Here is a 16,393-nt window from a genome sequence, read left to right as displayed (position 1 = left end):
ATTATACCCCTCCTTTGGTCTCGGTCCTGCCAGATAAATAACCGGTATATTCAAATTCCTGCTTGGTGATTCGAGATTGTTTCTTAGCCTGGAAGCTATCTTCAACTAATACAATATCCCCACATTCAAGACAAGGATTCTGCCTCCAGTTGATATTATATAGAGCTCTTAGGTTGTATTCTGATATAATCCATTCTGCAATCTCTTGTGCATGCTCAACTGTATTAATCAAAGGGTTATCGCATTTTAGCGCTGAGCCTTCTTTTATCCCTGGATTATAAAAAACAGTCTCTGTTTTTACCGCTCCATTTATCACCATAGTCAAAGAGTATAGCAGCTTATCAAGCTTTATCTGTGGCTCCTTGTAGACATTATCAAAGGTTATATTTTTCATGTCATAACCTTCATCCACCATAGGATATATCATCCCTGTAAACATATCAGGACCGGCAAAATAAATATATTGTGTATCTCTTTCATCCAATACTTTGAATTGTTTTATTTGCAATACGCCTTGCCTATCTTGGTATACGGCAGCTTTTCCGGCTATACCTATATGCTGCAGGGCTTTTCTAGCCGTTAGCTTTTTAGGGAATCCAGTCGTATTAATGCTTCTTAATTCTTCATCAATATAATAGTTCTCAACCCCTGCTTTAACCAATATATCTTCTGCTAAGTCATAAAGATTAGTGTTGGTTATGCTTGTATATTCTTTCTGGTCCAAGAGCTCAAATATGTCTCTGGCGACCAAAGTCGTTGTAAGGGCCCCCTCATCACTTTGCCAATCAGTTAGATAGAATTTACCCATGCCGATATATTCAAATTCATTTTCTGCAATCGCTACACCTATGGCAGCCTTTACCTCCTGGCGTTCTTTCAGGAAGCGATAAAAACCCTCCGGATTAAGGATATTGAATTCTTTGCTGCTGTTATCTATGATAAATTTTAGTTCACTACTGGGGATTTTATCGCTTATAATATTCATTTCTTCTATAATGTTAAGCTTAATTAGCTTATCACCCTTGTATTCTTTGATTACACCAAAATCCACTTCTGTTATCCTTACCCGGCGATATGGCTTAGCCCATTTTTTTATGATAATCTTTATCCTTCCGTAATTGTCTAGTCCTTTTACAAGTACATAAAGGGGAGCACTATTGTTTGCAACTATTTCCTTGTGTATTAAGGCACCATTCAATCTGTATACTTCAATATCAAAATCACTGGCATATTCATTGGCCATAGTGTCAAAGGAGATAGTCAAACCCATTGAATTATGCTCTTCTGTAAAGTTAAACTCCAGTACCTGGTAGAGATTAAATACTCCATTTTCATCACATATATCACCGCTCCACCAGCCTAGCTCACTATTGCCTTCACTGCTCTTAGGTGGAATATGAAAGCTACCATCAAGTTTGAAATAATCTCGCTCAAAGGTAGCATACTTATGTGTCATGGATCGTATTTTATTTGTTAATTGCTGCTTCCGGCTCAGGGTAGCTTCACTGGTTACAGTACTGGTATTATCCTCATATGCCGGGTTATCAAATATTTCAAAGGATACTTTAGCGCTTGTTCTTCTAGTAGGCGCATATACTGCCTGCTTATACTGTTGACTTACTTTTATCATTGTCGCACCTACCTTTCTATGAAGTTCATTTTTACATCAAGCCAATGCTCAATCCTGCCATTTTTATATTCCATTGCATTTGCTGTGGGAGTGCCTGCATAAAAGGTTCCTGTTACTGGCCTTCCGGTATCCATATCAATGAACTCTAATGAAAAAAAGTTTTTCCTTTTAACGTTCATTAGTATAGTTAACTCTTCTTGGGTTAGTTTCTTCCAGGTAACATTCAACTTGTATTTATATGCTATAACTTCTTTAATCATCATACCATTAGCATTTCTTTCAGCTTTGCTTAATTCCTCAAAATCAGGAGTATATGAAGTAGGTGTAGGCAAATCTACACCATCTACTGTTAACATGACCTACACCTCCTATATTGGTTGTATTACCGGATCGCCTATTCTGCCTTTTTCCTTATTCATGATAGGCCCTAATATCCTTCCTATTGTTACTCCATCTATTTGCAGTATGATATCTCCGCTTTCTCCTGATGTCTGACCACTATTGCTTAATTGCATAGCTCCCATTAAAGCACTAATTAATACACTTGCTAACTTATCCATCCATTCTGTATTATTCTCTAATGGAACTACTGCTTCCTTCCCTCTTTCACCAACCATTGCAAGTGTAGGCTGATCTACAATACCGCCTTTAGCCAGGTACGGTATATTCGGAATATTAAAGCCTAATGACTTTCCTCCTATCCCGGGAACCCAATCAGGAATATCTACATTCAGCTTGTTTAGACCATTGATCATAGAGTTTAATGCCCTAATCACACCATTAACCATAGCCTTAAAGAATCCTTCTATACTATCAGTTATCCCTTTAATAAAGTCTTTCATTTTGTTGAATATAGTAACTGAATTATTATATATAGTATCAAAGGATTCCTTTAAACCTGATGTTATGTCATTCCAGATAGTAGAAGTTATAGACTTTATCGTATTGAAAATATTTGAGATTATATCTTTTATGTTATTAAATATGGTAGTGGCATTAGTTTTAATTGGATTCCATATTTGCTCTATCAAAAATGTTTTAATAGCATTCCATGCTTCTTCTGTCTTGGCTTTGATATGATTCCATGTAATAACAAAGAATTCTTTAATATTGTTCCAAACTACCTCTATAGTCGTTTTAATAGCTGTCCATGTCTCTTCAAAGAAAACTTTAATAGCCGTCCATATTACTATTGCGCTTTCACTTAATCCGTTCCACAAACCTAATAAAAACTCTACAATAGCATTCCAAGCTTCGGTTAAAGTTGTAGTTATTCCTTCCCATAACAATACAAAGAATTCAGCTATGGCGTTCCATATCTCCTCTGCCTTTATTTTTATATTACTCCACGTTTCTTCAAAGAAGATTCTTAAATTATCTAATGCTATAGTGAAAAAATCCTTTATTATTCTCCATGTGCTGCTAATCCCTTGCAAAAGCCCTTCTATTAACCAAATACCTATCTCTGCAAATACTTTTGACGGGCTAGCTATACCAAATAACTTTTTAACCCAATTTATTATTGGACTTACAAGGTTATTCCATAGCCACTGGCCTATGCCAGATAAAGCTGATATGATACCATTAAACAAGCCCTTGACTAAATAAACTCCCACATTTACAAGTGCATCTAAAAAGCCATTAGAATTTGCAATCACCTCCTGTATACCGCTAATATAATCTGCTATTGCCTCAAACGCATAAGCTATTCCATCTAAAATATCTACTATAGCGCCTCCAGTCCATTCAGCTAAAGGTTTTAAAAATTTATCCCATAACCATTTACCTAGAGGCTTTAATACATCAATTACCTCATTTAATATTTTAATTGCTCCTGCTAGTATCCTTAGAAATCTCGGTACTATTTCGTTGTATACCCAAGTGCCAAGGGGCACTAATGCATTTTCCCAGAACCAAAGCAAGCCTTCACCTACATTTATAGCAAAAGGCGTTAATGCGGCCCAAAGGTTATTCAATCCATCTTTTATGGGCTGCCAATTTATTTTAGCAATTCCTTTTGTCATAGCATCTATAAGTCTTGGCAATCCTTCTCCAAAGGTCCATTGGCCAACTGGTTTTAGGAAATCATTATAAAAGTCTCTTAATCCCTGTGCCACAAAACTCTTCAGCGGTTCTAGTGCCAAACCTAGAGTTTTCAAAGAATCTATTGTAGGCTGCAACATACCTTTAAACTTTTCAAATCCGGTTAGGTTAACCGTGGAAGTATCGGGCATGGTCATTTCAAAGCCTTCATTACCATCTTCATCTTTGCTAAGGTCTAGTTGATTAATTTCATCGAACCCAGCCAAAGCTCCTTTTGCTTCCTTGCCGGCTTTTTTAGCAGCACCGCCATATCCGGCCATAGCTTTCTTTGCAGTTTCTATGCCTTTAGCAGAATCATAAGATTGTTTATATGTTTTTCCAAATAAAGCCGATATTGCAATGGCTATATATGTTGTTACTGTTGCAATTCCTTTCATCAAGGCATTCAAAGCCGGTAAAATGAAGTCATATATAGGCTGAAAAGCCACCCTAAGATTAGTCCCAATGACATTTAATGATGATGCAAACTGTTTATTTGTTTTAAGACCGGCATTCATATAATTCATCATTCCTCGGATGCTCTTAAGGATTAGGCTGTAGACAAACAACCTTCTCAGCACAGTCCTAAAGGATCTGCTTATCATTGCTGCAAATCCGCCGACTTTAGATGATGATTTATTAGCTTGATTTCCAAATAGCTTAAAACTTCTCCCGGCTTTCTTGGAGCCCTCTTCCGCATTTTTAAACCCTCTATTTGATTTGTTTGCCGCATCTCCTAAGTTTGCCATGGACTGCTCTAGTTGCTCTATTTTAAATCTAGTTCTATCAGACACAGCGCCATAACGGTTAACCTTATCCTCGGTAAGAGTTATCTGGTCCAAAAGCTTTCTACCTTTATCGCTGTCACCCATACCCATTCGACTCAGTCTATCGTATTGAGCTTGTAATTCTAATAGCTTTTGTCTATGCATTTCAGCTCTATTAGTAGCGCTCTCCATTTGATTGACTAACTGCTGCATTTTAATGCTTATATCATCTGTACTTTGTGCTATCTTCTTATTGGATTCAGAGCCTACTTGACTAAAAGATTTAAAACTATTAAGCATACCACCAATAGTGCTTTTAATAAAGCCTGTCATCTGGCCCCCGATATTTCCGAATGAGCCTTTAATGCCACTATTAAAAGCTTTGCTAAGCCCTTCCATCTCTCTGGCAATGCTGGACTTGGTTATCTCAATATCGAGCTGTATTTTGCCTATACTTGTTGCTTCATCTGTCATCTAATCTCACCTCCTATTTCTGAGCATAGAAAAAGCACCTACTAAAAAGTAAGTGCTTAAGCTTATATAATTTTTATTATTTTACTAAAAGACAATTTGGATGCCTTACAGCCTAATATTCCATATAATCATATTTTTTTAACTTATTATCATATTCTATAGATATTGTCTTTCCATCTTCCTTCGATGCTCGAATCTCTATTTTTAATATTTCAATATCGTCATATTTCCCAGAAGGTGGTGCAAACGTCTCAAATATTGGGGAGGTTTCTCCCGGCATAACGGTATCATAATTTGTTAAGTATGTTTTTTCGTTTTTGTCTTTTAACAGAACTGTTATTGATATTCCTGTTGTTGGATACTTTGATTTATTGGTATATGTCGCTTGCATATATCTAGTCCCTATGGAATTTGGTTCTAGTATTGTTATCTTATATGGAAGTTCTTCGACTTTTATAGGAATGCCTTCATTTTTTTCAGCAACCTTATCATTTATGTTTATAGTGTTAGTTTTTGAATCCCATACTACATCCTTCCCTAATGCTTCCGCTATTGCTTTAATTGGTACGTATGTGGCTTCCTTATAAAGAATATTATCCGCCTCTACTTTTTTACCATTTACGGTTAGATTAACAGAATTTAATACTACCTCTATTGTTTGCTTAACACCTCCGGCAAGAACTGTACTGATTAACAGAATTGTTACTATTAAGCCAATTGCAAAGCCTTTTAACTCTTTTTTCACAATTACTCCTCCCTTGATAGTAATATTGATTAATTTCATATTACCAAACATGTCCAAGGCATTCAATCCTTTATTTCCCAAAAGCCTTCTTCATAGCCTCCTGAAACATCTTTACTTGTTTAGCAGCCTCATCCTTATTCATTACTGCAGCCTGATATGTCCTGCTTCTCCACTCATTCCTAATTTTGTGCTGTTCTTTGGTGAAATTCTTTAGAATATCCTTATCACTCTCGGACCTGATTGACACCACTTGCCCCAATGGTGTTTCTGGCATTATGCCAGCTAAAAGGGTGCAGAATTCGCTCCAGGACATATCAGTCTCATTCCTTAGTCTAATGCCATACTGAGAGGTAAAGGAGGCTTCTATAAGCCCCCAATCCTCGTACATGTCATACCAATCTTCTTTATAGACCTGCCTCTCTGCGAAATCGGGCCTCGGCGACCTCATACTCCTCTCCGGTTACAGCGGCCATAATAGCTATCATAATAGACTGATAAGCAACTATAGGCAGGTTCATGTCGTTTATTTCCTTTGCCGCCTTTTCACCCAATACAACGCCTATCATTTCATCTATTGCATTCAAATCGTTCATATCAGAGCCTTGCATCTTTTGATTTAATAGCAATATAGTATTCTTCCTGTCATCAATCTCATATATTTTATCCTCTGCTAATTTTAACTTAGGTCTCTCATTTGTAAGCTTAGCAGATATATCAATTACTTTACTCATATATTATGCCCCTCCTCCTGCTGCTACATAATTTGGTTTACCGTCAGACTGCAGTTCCAATTCTAGCCCGGACACATTAGTTGAATCTCCACCAAATGGAGTAGTTACATTGACTATACAGTCAAATTCAAGCTTATCACCGTCCGGGAATACTATTGCAGCTTTGGACGAACATTCTAAGCCACTCTTCCATGCTAGAGCTGCTACATAATCATTGCCTGGATCGCCTACATGTCTTTTACCGTTTAAGGCTATAGTAAATCCCTTTCCAGTCATAAGTCTTCTAACCCAACCTTCTGTATCCATTGGGGTCCATTCCTCCACATTGCCATCAATGGATGGGGAGAAGGTTTCCATGTCTTTTATAACCGCCATCTCTTGTTCAGTACTTGCTCTTCCTTTAGTTCCGATTTTAAAATCCAAATCAAATACTGGATATACTCCTAAGTTCGGCATATTATTACCTACCTTTCATGTATTATTTCTAAATCGATCACATACTCATAAATTCCAGAGCTGTCTACTCCTAAATAAATAGGCTCCGGATCTCTCATCTTAAACTGGATAACTCTTTTGTTTGCTATTTTTACATTGGTTAATCCGTTTATAGAGTTATATACTTCCTGAGCTTTTAACTCACTTTCATTTACATTCTTATTCCAATGTACTAATATCCTTATGCCCTTACCCTTGTAAGAGCTATTCTGTAGCCCACCTATAGCCATAGTATTGGTAAAAGCCTTGCCATTGTAAATTACTATAGCCTTTTCATTTGTGGACCTTAGACCTCCGGCAAACCAGTTAGGGCAGCTTACTCTTGTTTTTAGCCAATCCTTGAAATCGCTTATAGTCACTTAATCACCCCGCCTGAATACATTTTTAGGAGCTTCCCAAAGGTCTTAGATAACCAATTTTTCTTTTCTCCATAAATAAAATCATCCATCCATCTGCCTTGAGCATTAGGGTTTTTATCCTGCCTAAAATTGTACTCAGGATGATAATATAATCTCCTCGCGTATGGCGTATTGTAACTAATATAGCCTACTCCATTCTCAACTCCTGTGGATGAATTATCAGATTCTAAATTACCTGTTTCTCTCGGTACTACTTCCATTCTTCCTAATTCTGCTTTCATTTCATCCATTGTGAGAGGTAAGGCTTTCACCATAGCATCTTGTATCTTTTTGATATTGGCCTGGTTAAGCTCTATATTTACTTTTACCTTCATCACATCAGATCCAATTCTGTAGAAAATATTGAACCATCGGGATTTCTTGGTTTTCTGGCCCGATAAATAGTTCTTTTGATACCGTCTAACTCAATATATCCCTTTATCTGTTTTCCAGGGTAAATATCGCCTTTGAATAGAGCTTTACCTGTCAATTCCACTACTTGTTTTTGTTCATTTAGGGTAGTCCTGGACTTCTCTGAAAAGTTACATTTACCATCAAATATTAACTTTTCTTCTACTCCATCCTCTGTGTTCTCTTCAACATAAACCTTAATATCTGTTACTAAGCACCAATCTGGAAATGGAAGCTTCATATCATAACCTCCTTGAAGAAAGCCCGGTCTGGGCCAGATAATCTAATGTCTTCTTATCGGCTACTATTCCACCGGCTCCTTGATTGTCTTTGTTGAAGGATAAAGATATATCACCGGCACTAAAACCGCTTAAAGGCATATTAAGATATTCGCCATAGGAATTTATAAAATCTGTTTGATAGCACACTGCTTTTTTAATCAGTCCCTGTTGATATTCTGTGAGATTTTCAAAGCCTTTTTTTCTTATCCGGCCATAGGTTAACCGGTCCACTTGGTCTGAGGCTTCTTCTAGAAGTTTAGTAGCCGTATCTTCATCCAGGCTGCCTTTAAATACATTGGAATAGTATTCATAGTCTACATAGGCCATAGTCCTCACTTCCTTTCAAAGAAGGAAGAGGACTATTTGCCCTCTTCCTTTTTAGATTCTTTTAAGGTTTTCAGTTCAGCTTTTAGGGCTTTATTTTCTGCCTTAAGCTTAGCGATCTCTTTTGATTCTTCTGTTTCTACTTCCTGAAAAGCCAGCTTGCCATCCTTTAATTCAGCTATCCTATAGCCCCTATCGATGAACTTCTGCTTTTCATCTTCTTCAATCTTGTATTGTCTGTTGCCCTTCATTGCATATAACATATATATCCCTCCTATGCCTCAGCATTAATGGCTATAGCATCTTTCTTGGCTTTTATAACAAATAGATCTGAGTATGATCTATTTTGATAGAGGTATCCGAAAGCAGAATCAGGAGTTTCCCCTTTGTTCCAAAGGTATATATCTGCTACCTTAACAGGGGCTAATATTGCAGTTGTATGATATAGCATCATGCTTATTTGCTTTGCGCCCACTGCAGGAACAAAACCTTCTGAGAAGTCATAAGCAGTTTTCATTCTGTCGGACGGAACTGTTACAATAGTAACTTCATCCAAGGACCTTACATTACGATTAATGCCAGTAGCCCCGCCGGATACATCGATAGTTCTTTGAATCTTTTCAGCATTCTTCAGCATAGTATAAACTGGGGGAGTAACCTTTAACATTCTTCCCGATTGAGGCACTGCTGCTTCATCCATATCCTGCATCATCTTGTCGAACACAGACAATATATTTGCTTCTGTTAAAGCGCTGGTATTTACTACTCCAGCATTAGCCTTGAATTCAGTATACAGCTTGGAATATCTGTATGCATCCAGCTCCGGTATAGCATGCTCCTGATTGAATACTGCTGTAATGTTTGCAGCTGATAATACCTGGTTAGTCTCATCAACATCCATCTCGTCTACAAAGAATTCTATATCTCTGTCATGAGTTAAGGAGAAAGATTGATAGGTATTACCTACTGTTCCTCTATTCTTAGAGCCATTTCTCGCGTGATCCTTGTATCCTGATAAAGTTACGGTTGCCACTCTGATTGTCTGTGCATCTATGAAGTTATATCTTCTGTTTGCTGCCATATCGGCAGAAGTCAATTCTCTTGCAAATTGCTGTTCTATCTGTCTTTCAAATCGTTCCGCGTAATTTATTGCCATTTATATCCCTCTTTCCATGATTATTTTTGTTCTGTTGTATTGCCAAAGGCAACCGCTATTTGATCATCAATTGCAGCAGGATTGTTTGGCTGCTCAATACCTATCTTTTTAAATCCTGGCTTGTGGTTATTGTTTGGATCTGCAGTCTCTTCCTTAAATAAGAAAGCCTTACCCTCTTTTAAAGAGCTTATTTGTTCATCCAATCCAACAATCTTACCATCATTGCCAATAATAACTTTTTCTTTGTCAATTAATTGAGATACTATATCTTCATCGTGTACCTTGCCATTTATGGCCAATTTAATGGCATTGGTAAGTTGAAGGTCTTTAAGTTCTTTTTCATATGTTTCTTTTGCTGTCTTATTCTCTCCTTGAAGTCTTTCAATCTCAGCTTGTAAACCTGCAGCATCTACCTTCTTTAAATCTTCGAGCTGTTGATCTCTTTCCTTGATGTCATTTTCTAACTTCGTCTTGGTTTCAGCTAGAGTATTGTATTGCTCCTTAGGTACTGCATGTTTAGGAAACTCTGAAGCAATTTCTTTATTAAGTGCTTCAACATCTAGTACCCCATCTTTTGTGTGTTTCTCTATTAATTTTTTTAACCAATCCATTATTCATTCCTCCAATAGCATATTTATACAGGTCGCTCCCTGTTAGGAGTACCGTTGTTCTTTATGCCCTACAACACTTAAAAAAGGGCAATATAAAAGCACCTACTATTTTTACTTAGCAAGTGCTTCGTTAATTTACATCCCAAAATCCAAAATCCTTAAATTCAACTTGTACTTTTCCCATATCATCTATTGACCATAAAGCAAACCTATAAAAAGGGATATCCCATTTATCAGGTAGATTGTTATGAGGATTTCCCTCTAGCATCCAGTAATCAGCAAACTCTTCTTTCAACTCAACTGGGACTAGCCAACCCGATATATCTTCCATTTCCATTTCATCCGTTATGTGTTCTCTTCCTTCTCCTGTGTCCATGAAGAATCTTTTATCCTGCTTTGCTGCTTCTTGCTGGATCAATTCAAAGTATTTATTAAACTTTTCACCACTCATAAATATCACCTACCTTTCTTGGATACTGCGTTTTTAACCCTTTCGTTATTTATGCCCTCTTTTAGTATGGTTACAAACTCATTCTTATTATTTACCACTATAACATCATTATCCTTGATTAAGAACCAAGCCTCGCCATCTAACTGTTTACCTGTGGCTAAGTCTTTGCCACCTAATCCTCTCCAAGTACCTTTCCTTACTTCATTATGGTTTTGAGTTATATTATTTATGATGTCATTCATCTTCGTCCTATCCTCTGCTTTAGTAACATCTAATCCATAATCTTCAGCATGTTTTCCAACTTTTTTACCAAACTGCCTAGGCTCTACCTTAATATTAACTTTCTGTTCTTCAGGTGTCAATGGCGTTTTGACTCTTAACTTTTCTCTACTGTAATTCCTTCTAAGTTGAAGGTTTTCCTTCATGTGATCTCTTTGTCTACCTTGCCACTCTTTTAATTTTTCATCATACTTTGCTTGATTATATGGACTTATTGAACCTTCTTTCAGCCTTTTATACTTTCTTATCTGTCTTTCTATATGCCTTTGTTGCTGCTCATACTCATAATTCTCTAACGCTTTATCTGAATCAGGAATCTTTGGCAGTGTAGTTATACCAGGAAAGTATGTGCTGAGATTATGCCTACAGTTCGGATGAAGAAATCCTTTTTCCATTGCTTCACTAAGTAGTGGATATGGTCCATCTTCTTTCTCTCCACCACTGTAAATATCATCGATTAAAATAAGCCCCTGCCATGGTACACACAGTTCACATGAAGTAGCATGAGCTGATACTACTACAAACGGTATGCCTATCTCTTGCCTTTTCTTCCCTTCACCCATGAGATATGCCCTGTGATTAGCTGTTCTAAGAGCCATCTCAGCATACGAGGCTATATTTACCTTCTTGCCATCTTTGTAAGTGATGGCATCTATTCCTTTGTCCAAGAAGTTCTCTGTGGCCATATCTATAGCTTTATCTAAACTAACAGCGCCTTGATTATAATAGACCTGAGATTTAAATATTGTCTGCCTATATATATCATCCATGCGCCTTAAGACTGCCGCATTAGCATTTTTAAAATCATTCTCAACGGCTTCAACTAATGCATTGAACTTTTTATCATTTCCCCTGAAGAAAACATCATCAATGGGCCTTGGAGCCTCTTCCCAAATCCTGATATTTTCTAAGGCCCTTTCCATAGTTTCTTTAATAGGCTGCAAGTCAGAGCTTCCAATGTCTTTTATAATAGGCTCTAAATCTCCAGGGAGTTTAATGAAAGCTTCGCTAATTGGCTTGCTTGTAAGTTTCTTTATAAAGATTTTAATTCTCATTATAAAGCGATTGACATTGTCTTGCGCCTTTTTATAAGTGTTTAACAGGAGTTGCTGAATAGAGTTCTTAACCCTATCATCATACTCATCTATTATCTTTCTATTTTCCCTTCTGAACCTTTCTAAATCCCTTAGCTTAGCGCTCTGCCATTGTTCAAACTTAAATCCTACTTTATGCTCTTCCTTCTCATGCCTGGATAGATTTCTCTTCATTGAAGCAATTAAATCAAGTTCCATCTGCTCATAAATCTTCCGGATATCGTAATCCGGGCTTTTGCCTTTATTCTTCATCTTCTATCACACCATCTATGTTGGCTGCAGGCTCATCTACTACACTATCGCCCTGTTTAATTCGCTGAACCTCCAGAGCCTTCTCCTCATCCGTCCAGGTATCTCCGTATAGTTCTTCAATGCATTGCTCTAAGCTCATAATGCCATAAGACTTAGCTTTTCCTACAACTTCTACAGTGCTGTCAAAATCAGGGCTTGCATATTCCCCAAATGTGACGGTGATATTTTTCTGGTACTCTCCCGGGGTCCTGCTTTTCATAGTGTCATACACCTTGAGGGTTATGTCTATCAGTAACGGTATAACTTCATTTAATACATCTAGTATCTTTCCCCTGGTGTATAGAGTAGTCTTTTCCTTTTCCCTTTGCGCCTCTGCGTTGTCTGTCTTCTTAAGGTCAATTCCTAAGGTGCTGGGTGATATAATCCCCTGCAGGCACATATCCAGAGTACTAGCATAGGATTGGACAAATGCTTCATAGTTTATTTCAGCTTGTATCTGGTCTATCTGGTCCTTAGATTCCTCTTTTAATGATGAGCCAATCTTTATAAACTGATTATCAAAAGGATTGGGCCTCATTACTGCTCCTGTATCCGGATTCTTAGGTACTAGGTCCTCAGGTATGTAATTTTTAACCCTTCCGGCCCTTATAGCATCTATCCATTGAGATATAACTTCATCCAGGGCATCAAAGTTATCTGATTTCCTTTCAAATATGGAATTGCCCCTGTTATTGAACTTAGCAGACTTAAAGAATTTCATGGATACGGCCATAATAAAATCACCTGAGAATATTATTTTACTCAGGTGACTAATTTCAGGGACTTTTGAAAGAGGTACCTCTTTATTGTTTTTATCATATAGCTTATAGTCTATATAGCCCTTGCCATATATCTCTTCAAGCCTATAGGTTTCTTTATCGTGGGTGTAGTACGCATAAAACTTAATCTCTTGGAGTCTGCCTCTTTTATAGGTGTAGTCTACATCAGATCCACTATAAAACTCTATGATGGGATATTCGGATATTTCTTCATCTATACTGAGCTTAAAAGCTCCATCTCCTTCTATGAGTGCATCTTTAATGGCATCTCCCAATAGATCATCATTGAATTTGTTTTCACTCGATATTTCAGTCCATAGGTCCTGCTCTGTTAACTCAATATTATCCAGGTCGGATATAACTATATCAGCTAATTTGTCTACAATCTCTCCAGGTAGGCCACTATGGAATTTCCTTATGCTTGAATCAGCACTGGGCACTGCAGCCCAAAACCTAGATTTACCTACATCATCCTGAGCAGTCTGTTTAAAAAACTGATCCAACTCTGAAGGATCTCCCCTGTACCATATTCTATTTCTTAATACAGTGCCGGCATGGCTTAATGGCTCCTTTATGGATATAGAATTATCTGTTGCTGGTACTATATTTAAAGCCTTCATTACCATATTCCTTATCACCTCTTTTAATCCCATGATTTAACCTCCTACTCCTATCTTAGTTCTAAACGGTATCCAGCCATATTGAGAAGCGTTTATAGTATGATCGTTTGCATCCTCAGGCTCATACTTATCTTCCTTCCAGCTATAAGCCTCTAATTCCGCTATATGGTTAATGCAATGATCTAATACAATATAATCAGCTTCTATCTTGATTTCACTAACATTAATCCAGCCAAGCTGCAGATGAATCCTATCTATTATTTCTATCTTCTTATAAGCATTTAAGAAATTATATACGCACCCATGTTGTCTTTTATATTTCTTTAGTTCCGTTATAGTTGCCTGGTCTGCATTGTCGATGAAAACATCCCTAGCAAATCCCCATTTCTTTCTATTCCTCTCTAGAAAAGCTGTAAGCCTTGGAGGAATATCAGAAGGGGCTAATGGAATCTCTAGACTAGCATTGTTGTATACCTCTTCATCTAGGATAATAAGCTGTCCTTTATCAGTTATTCCTTGATATATAAAGCTAATAGTATCAGGGCTTTCTTGTGAGTATGCTGTATCTACACCACAGCTAAAATGAACAAACTTCAAAGGATCCTTCTTGTCGGCCATTCTCTTTTTAAGCCATTCAGTGGACCGGACATTGGTCTTTCTAGTAAAGTTCGGGAATATCAATCCTGTAGCCCTACCCCTAAGCCCTTGGATCTTATTCTTATATAGCTTGGTGCCTTTAGGTACATTCATTATAATCTGCTGTTTTTTCTCTTCTGTTAGCCCTGCATTGTGAATAAAAGAAAAGAACCAATGTACCCATCCGGGCTTTGGTTCTTCATTTAGCATATTATTTATTTCAGCGGGAGCATCTTCCTTATATTCCGGCAATGGCCGGCTATGGTTAATATATTCTTTGTAAACCGGCAAATTTGGGTCATCCGGATTCAATGTTGCTAATAAATAATCACATCGCATCGAAGCTTCTCTTACATACTCCATATCGGCTATGTTGATCTCATCTATGTACAGGCATCCATATTGGCCTCCTAGAGCTTTTTTCCACCTGGTTTTATTATCATAGCCTAATACATATATAATCTTCTCTCCTGAGACTGTACGATAAAGTATATGAGGTAATGAATGCTTCCCTTTACCGCTTGCATTGTATTCGACCAATGGACCAAATATATCTAATACTCCTAGGTCTTTGTTTATAATGTTTTTCTCTATGGTTCCTAAATCCAATCCAGAAAGTATATGGATCTTCTTTGGAGATTGGGCAACCTTAAGCATGAATTTGAATATTCCTACTGTTGTTTTACCAGCTGCAGTGGTCCCTTCAAGAAATTCTATCGGGGCATTGTGTTTAAGAAAGGCTTTGTATTTCTCCGATAGCAAGAATCCTTCACTCATACTATCATTCCTTTAGCTGCTCTAATATAGAATTTAATTTATTAAGGCCAGTATCAAGCTCTCCGCTTACTTCCACTTTATCCTTGAACATTCCATTATGTTTACCTAATAATTCTAGAGCTTTTATTTTATCGTAAAATTTGACTTCCCTCTCTATAATGTCTCCATCCTCTGTAGGAATCGTTTTTACTTTCACCGATGCAATAGCTGACAGATCATCTTCCGTTGCTTCATCTTTTACTGTTGCAGAATTAAAGTTAACGACCTTATCAGGATTGAGTAGCCCTATCCTTGCAAGCTCTATTATTATCCTATCCGCGTTTATTCCAGTACGTTTTGACCTCTCTGCCATGGCTTTATCTACACGCGCGCGAATATCAGGTTTCTTCAAGTTTTCACTTCCAATAGAATAAGCCGTATCAGGACTATATCCTGCCCTAATTGCCGCTTGAGTGGCATTAAGGTCTATTAAATACTCTTCTATAAATCTTTTCTGCTTTGCTGTTAATCTGGCCACAATGCCACCTCCTTTTATGTTGTTTTGGAAAGAAAAAAGAGCCGGTTGGCTCTACAAATATATAAACAGTCTTATATGAAAAAGAATCATATCATCTTATATTATTGGCTTTTGCTTATAATTCTCCTTCTTCAATAGAACATATTATTTCATAACATAAACTATAGAACTGAATATCAAGCCCTTCTTCTAGTTTAATGAATTTTTCAAGAGCCCATGATATAATTATGAAAAGTATCACACAAGTCAATGTCACTCGAATTATGCTATAAATTGCATCGCTCCAAATCACAGGAATTGATTTTCCTAACGCTCTAGTCGCATTTTCATCTATATCAATTTTGTTAAATACGCTATTAGAAAACATAATATTTACATTTAGCAATGTTCCAAAAAAAAATATTATATATGATGACATAGCAGTTGTAATATTTGTTAAACATCTAATAGTAGGTTCTGCGTTTTTTAGTGTAGGAAGTTTACATTTTAAATATATTTTTTCTTTCGTCAGATAATTTTGGCTTTTCTCAGTTGCCAATTTAATTTGTTTTTTATACTCTTGTGCAATATTTTCTATAAATTTTTTCTTAAAATCTTTATCTGCAATATTGATGTTGGCAGTCGAATTAAAGTATTTTTTATATAGCTTCAATAACCTGTATTTTTTGTATTTAATATCTATAGCTAATACCTCCCCTCTCTTGTCTACTTCTCCAAGAAAAGAGGAAATCCTACATTAATCATCTGACTTTATTCGACAAAATAACAGCAGCCAGGGAAGGAGGAGATTCTCAATCCCGGCTGCTTGAAACTATACTTACTATCATAATACCATGTAAAAGCC

The 16,393-nt window shown here is 36.9% G+C and carries 20 protein-coding genes; all 20 read right to left on the bottom strand.

Annotation, left to right across the window (positions count from 1 at the left end; translation table 11 throughout):
* Nucleotide 1: 1 nt before the first annotated feature.
* Entirely contained in the window at nucleotides 2-1,630 is a 1,629-nt protein-coding gene (locus tag AC4HCY_RS06195; RefSeq protein ID WP_491095598.1) for a hypothetical protein, read from the bottom strand.
* An 8-nt stretch (nucleotides 1,631-1,638) separates the two neighbouring features.
* Nucleotides 1,639-1,986 (bottom strand): DUF6711 family protein, encoded by a 348-nt coding sequence (locus AC4HCY_RS06190; protein WP_491095597.1) that lies wholly within the window; start codon nucleotides 1,984-1,986, stop codon nucleotides 1,639-1,641.
* 12 nt (nucleotides 1,987-1,998) lie between these two features.
* Nucleotides 1,999-4,953 carry a phage tail protein gene (locus tag AC4HCY_RS06185; protein WP_491095596.1) on the bottom strand — a complete coding sequence of 985 codons (2,955 nt, stop codon included), beginning with the start codon at nucleotides 4,951-4,953 and terminating at the stop codon, nucleotides 1,999-2,001.
* Nucleotides 4,954-5,065: 112 nt separating this feature from the next.
* On the bottom strand, nucleotides 5,066-5,698 hold the full coding sequence (locus AC4HCY_RS06180; RefSeq protein ID WP_491095595.1) for a stalk domain-containing protein: 633 nt from the start codon (nucleotides 5,696-5,698) through the stop codon (nucleotides 5,066-5,068).
* A gap of 70 nt (nucleotides 5,699-5,768) precedes the next feature.
* The gene (locus AC4HCY_RS06175; protein WP_491095594.1) at nucleotides 5,769-6,146 is read right to left on the bottom strand and encodes a Gp15 family bacteriophage protein; all 378 of its coding nucleotides are present in this window, start codon (nucleotides 6,144-6,146) and stop codon (nucleotides 5,769-5,771) included.
* Entirely contained in the window at nucleotides 6,103-6,429 is a 327-nt protein-coding gene (locus AC4HCY_RS06170) for a hypothetical protein (RefSeq protein ID WP_491095593.1), read from the bottom strand. The genes AC4HCY_RS06175 and AC4HCY_RS06170 overlap by 44 nt, the downstream gene beginning before the upstream one ends.
* 3 nt (nucleotides 6,430-6,432) lie before the next feature.
* Entirely contained in the window at nucleotides 6,433-6,885 is a 453-nt protein-coding gene (locus tag AC4HCY_RS06165) for a phage tail tube protein (RefSeq protein ID WP_491095592.1), read from the bottom strand.
* A gap of 8 nt (nucleotides 6,886-6,893) precedes the next feature.
* Nucleotides 6,894-7,283 carry a phage tail terminator protein gene (locus tag AC4HCY_RS06160; RefSeq protein ID WP_491095591.1) on the bottom strand — a complete coding sequence of 130 codons (390 nt, stop codon included), beginning with the start codon at nucleotides 7,281-7,283 and terminating at the stop codon, nucleotides 6,894-6,896.
* Entirely contained in the window at nucleotides 7,280-7,657 is a 378-nt protein-coding gene (locus AC4HCY_RS06155) for a minor capsid protein (RefSeq protein ID WP_491095590.1), read from the bottom strand. The genes AC4HCY_RS06160 and AC4HCY_RS06155 overlap by 4 nt, the downstream gene beginning before the upstream one ends.
* Complete coding sequence (locus AC4HCY_RS06150; RefSeq protein ID WP_491095589.1) at nucleotides 7,657-7,974, bottom strand: hypothetical protein; 318 nt, start codon at nucleotides 7,972-7,974, stop codon at nucleotides 7,657-7,659. The genes AC4HCY_RS06155 and AC4HCY_RS06150 overlap by 1 nt, the downstream gene beginning before the upstream one ends.
* 1 nt (nucleotide 7,975) lies before the next feature.
* Entirely contained in the window at nucleotides 7,976-8,341 is a 366-nt protein-coding gene (locus tag AC4HCY_RS06145) for a head-tail connector protein (RefSeq protein ID WP_491095588.1), read from the bottom strand.
* Between the two features lie 32 nt (nucleotides 8,342-8,373).
* Nucleotides 8,374-8,601 (bottom strand): hypothetical protein, encoded by a 228-nt coding sequence (locus AC4HCY_RS06140; RefSeq protein WP_491095587.1) that lies wholly within the window; start codon nucleotides 8,599-8,601, stop codon nucleotides 8,374-8,376.
* 11 nt (nucleotides 8,602-8,612) lie between these two features.
* Nucleotides 8,613-9,494 carry a capsid protein gene (locus tag AC4HCY_RS06135; protein ID WP_491095586.1) on the bottom strand — a complete coding sequence of 294 codons (882 nt, stop codon included), beginning with the start codon at nucleotides 9,492-9,494 and terminating at the stop codon, nucleotides 8,613-8,615.
* A gap of 20 nt (nucleotides 9,495-9,514) precedes the next feature.
* The gene (locus tag AC4HCY_RS06130) at nucleotides 9,515-10,105 is read right to left on the bottom strand and encodes a phage scaffolding protein (protein WP_491095585.1); all 591 of its coding nucleotides are present in this window, start codon (nucleotides 10,103-10,105) and stop codon (nucleotides 9,515-9,517) included.
* 130 nt (nucleotides 10,106-10,235) lie between these two features.
* Nucleotides 10,236-10,556, bottom strand: a complete 321-nt coding sequence (locus AC4HCY_RS06125) for a hypothetical protein (protein ID WP_491095584.1) — start codon at nucleotides 10,554-10,556, stop codon at nucleotides 10,236-10,238.
* Nucleotides 10,557-10,561: 5 nt separating this feature from the next.
* Entirely contained in the window at nucleotides 10,562-12,181 is a 1,620-nt protein-coding gene (locus tag AC4HCY_RS06120) for a phage minor capsid protein (protein WP_491095583.1), read from the bottom strand.
* Complete coding sequence (locus AC4HCY_RS06115; RefSeq protein ID WP_491095582.1) at nucleotides 12,171-13,652, bottom strand: capsid protein; 1,482 nt, start codon at nucleotides 13,650-13,652, stop codon at nucleotides 12,171-12,173. Before AC4HCY_RS06115 ends, AC4HCY_RS06120 begins: the two co-directional genes overlap by 11 nt.
* Before the next feature lie 3 nt (nucleotides 13,653-13,655).
* The gene (locus AC4HCY_RS06110; RefSeq protein ID WP_491095581.1) at nucleotides 13,656-15,032 is read right to left on the bottom strand and encodes a terminase; all 1,377 of its coding nucleotides are present in this window, start codon (nucleotides 15,030-15,032) and stop codon (nucleotides 13,656-13,658) included.
* A gap of 4 nt (nucleotides 15,033-15,036) precedes the next feature.
* Nucleotides 15,037-15,549, bottom strand: coding sequence for a terminase small subunit (locus tag AC4HCY_RS06105; RefSeq protein ID WP_491095580.1), 513 nt, complete (start codon nucleotides 15,547-15,549; stop codon nucleotides 15,037-15,039).
* 115 nt (nucleotides 15,550-15,664) lie between these two features.
* Entirely contained in the window at nucleotides 15,665-16,201 is a 537-nt protein-coding gene (locus tag AC4HCY_RS06100) for a hypothetical protein (RefSeq protein WP_491095579.1), read from the bottom strand.
* Nucleotides 16,202-16,393 lie beyond the last annotated feature (192 nt).

It is taken from the genome of Lutispora sp. QWL-02 (assembly GCF_058315355.1).
This window is presented reverse-complemented; position numbering and strand designations above follow the sequence as displayed.

What these genes read in the sequence shown, in the direction of transcription:
- AC4HCY_RS06135 (WP_491095586.1), bottom strand. Translation starts at nt 9,494, where the DNA reads ATGGCAATAAATTACGCGGAACGATTTGAAAGACAGATAGAACAGCAA.
- AC4HCY_RS06140 (WP_491095587.1), bottom strand. Translation starts at nt 8,601, where the DNA reads ATGTTATATGCAATGAAGGGCAACAGACAATACAAGATTGAAGAAGAT.
- AC4HCY_RS06175 (WP_491095594.1), bottom strand. Translation starts at nt 6,146, where the DNA reads ATGAGGTCGCCGAGGCCCGATTTCGCAGAGAGGCAGGTCTATAAAGAA.
- AC4HCY_RS06110 (WP_491095581.1), bottom strand. Translation starts at nt 15,032, where the DNA reads ATGAGTGAAGGATTCTTGCTATCGGAGAAATACAAAGCCTTTCTTAAA.
- AC4HCY_RS06165 (WP_491095592.1), bottom strand. Translation starts at nt 6,885, where the DNA reads ATGCCGAACTTAGGAGTATATCCAGTATTTGATTTGGATTTTAAAATC.
- AC4HCY_RS06145 (WP_491095588.1), bottom strand. Translation starts at nt 8,341, where the DNA reads ATGGCCTATGTAGACTATGAATACTATTCCAATGTATTTAAAGGCAGC.
- AC4HCY_RS06130 (WP_491095585.1), bottom strand. Translation starts at nt 10,105, where the DNA reads ATGGATTGGTTAAAAAAATTAATAGAGAAACACACAAAAGATGGGGTA.
- AC4HCY_RS06155 (WP_491095590.1), bottom strand. Translation starts at nt 7,657, where the DNA reads ATGAAGGTAAAAGTAAATATAGAGCTTAACCAGGCCAATATCAAAAAG.
- AC4HCY_RS06190 (WP_491095597.1), bottom strand. Translation starts at nt 1,986, where the DNA reads ATGTTAACAGTAGATGGTGTAGATTTGCCTACACCTACTTCATATACT.
- AC4HCY_RS06170 (WP_491095593.1), bottom strand. Translation starts at nt 6,429, where the DNA reads ATGAGTAAAGTAATTGATATATCTGCTAAGCTTACAAATGAGAGACCT.
- AC4HCY_RS06115 (WP_491095582.1), bottom strand. Translation starts at nt 13,652, where the DNA reads ATGGGATTAAAAGAGGTGATAAGGAATATGGTAATGAAGGCTTTAAAT.
- AC4HCY_RS06185 (WP_491095596.1), bottom strand. Translation starts at nt 4,953, where the DNA reads ATGACAGATGAAGCAACAAGTATAGGCAAAATACAGCTCGATATTGAG.
- AC4HCY_RS06120 (WP_491095583.1), bottom strand. Translation starts at nt 12,181, where the DNA reads ATGAAGAATAAAGGCAAAAGCCCGGATTACGATATCCGGAAGATTTAT.
- AC4HCY_RS06195 (WP_491095598.1), bottom strand. Translation starts at nt 1,630, where the DNA reads ATGATAAAAGTAAGTCAACAGTATAAGCAGGCAGTATATGCGCCTACT.
- AC4HCY_RS06125 (WP_491095584.1), bottom strand. Translation starts at nt 10,556, where the DNA reads ATGAGTGGTGAAAAGTTTAATAAATACTTTGAATTGATCCAGCAAGAA.
- AC4HCY_RS06150 (WP_491095589.1), bottom strand. Translation starts at nt 7,974, where the DNA reads ATGAAGCTTCCATTTCCAGATTGGTGCTTAGTAACAGATATTAAGGTT.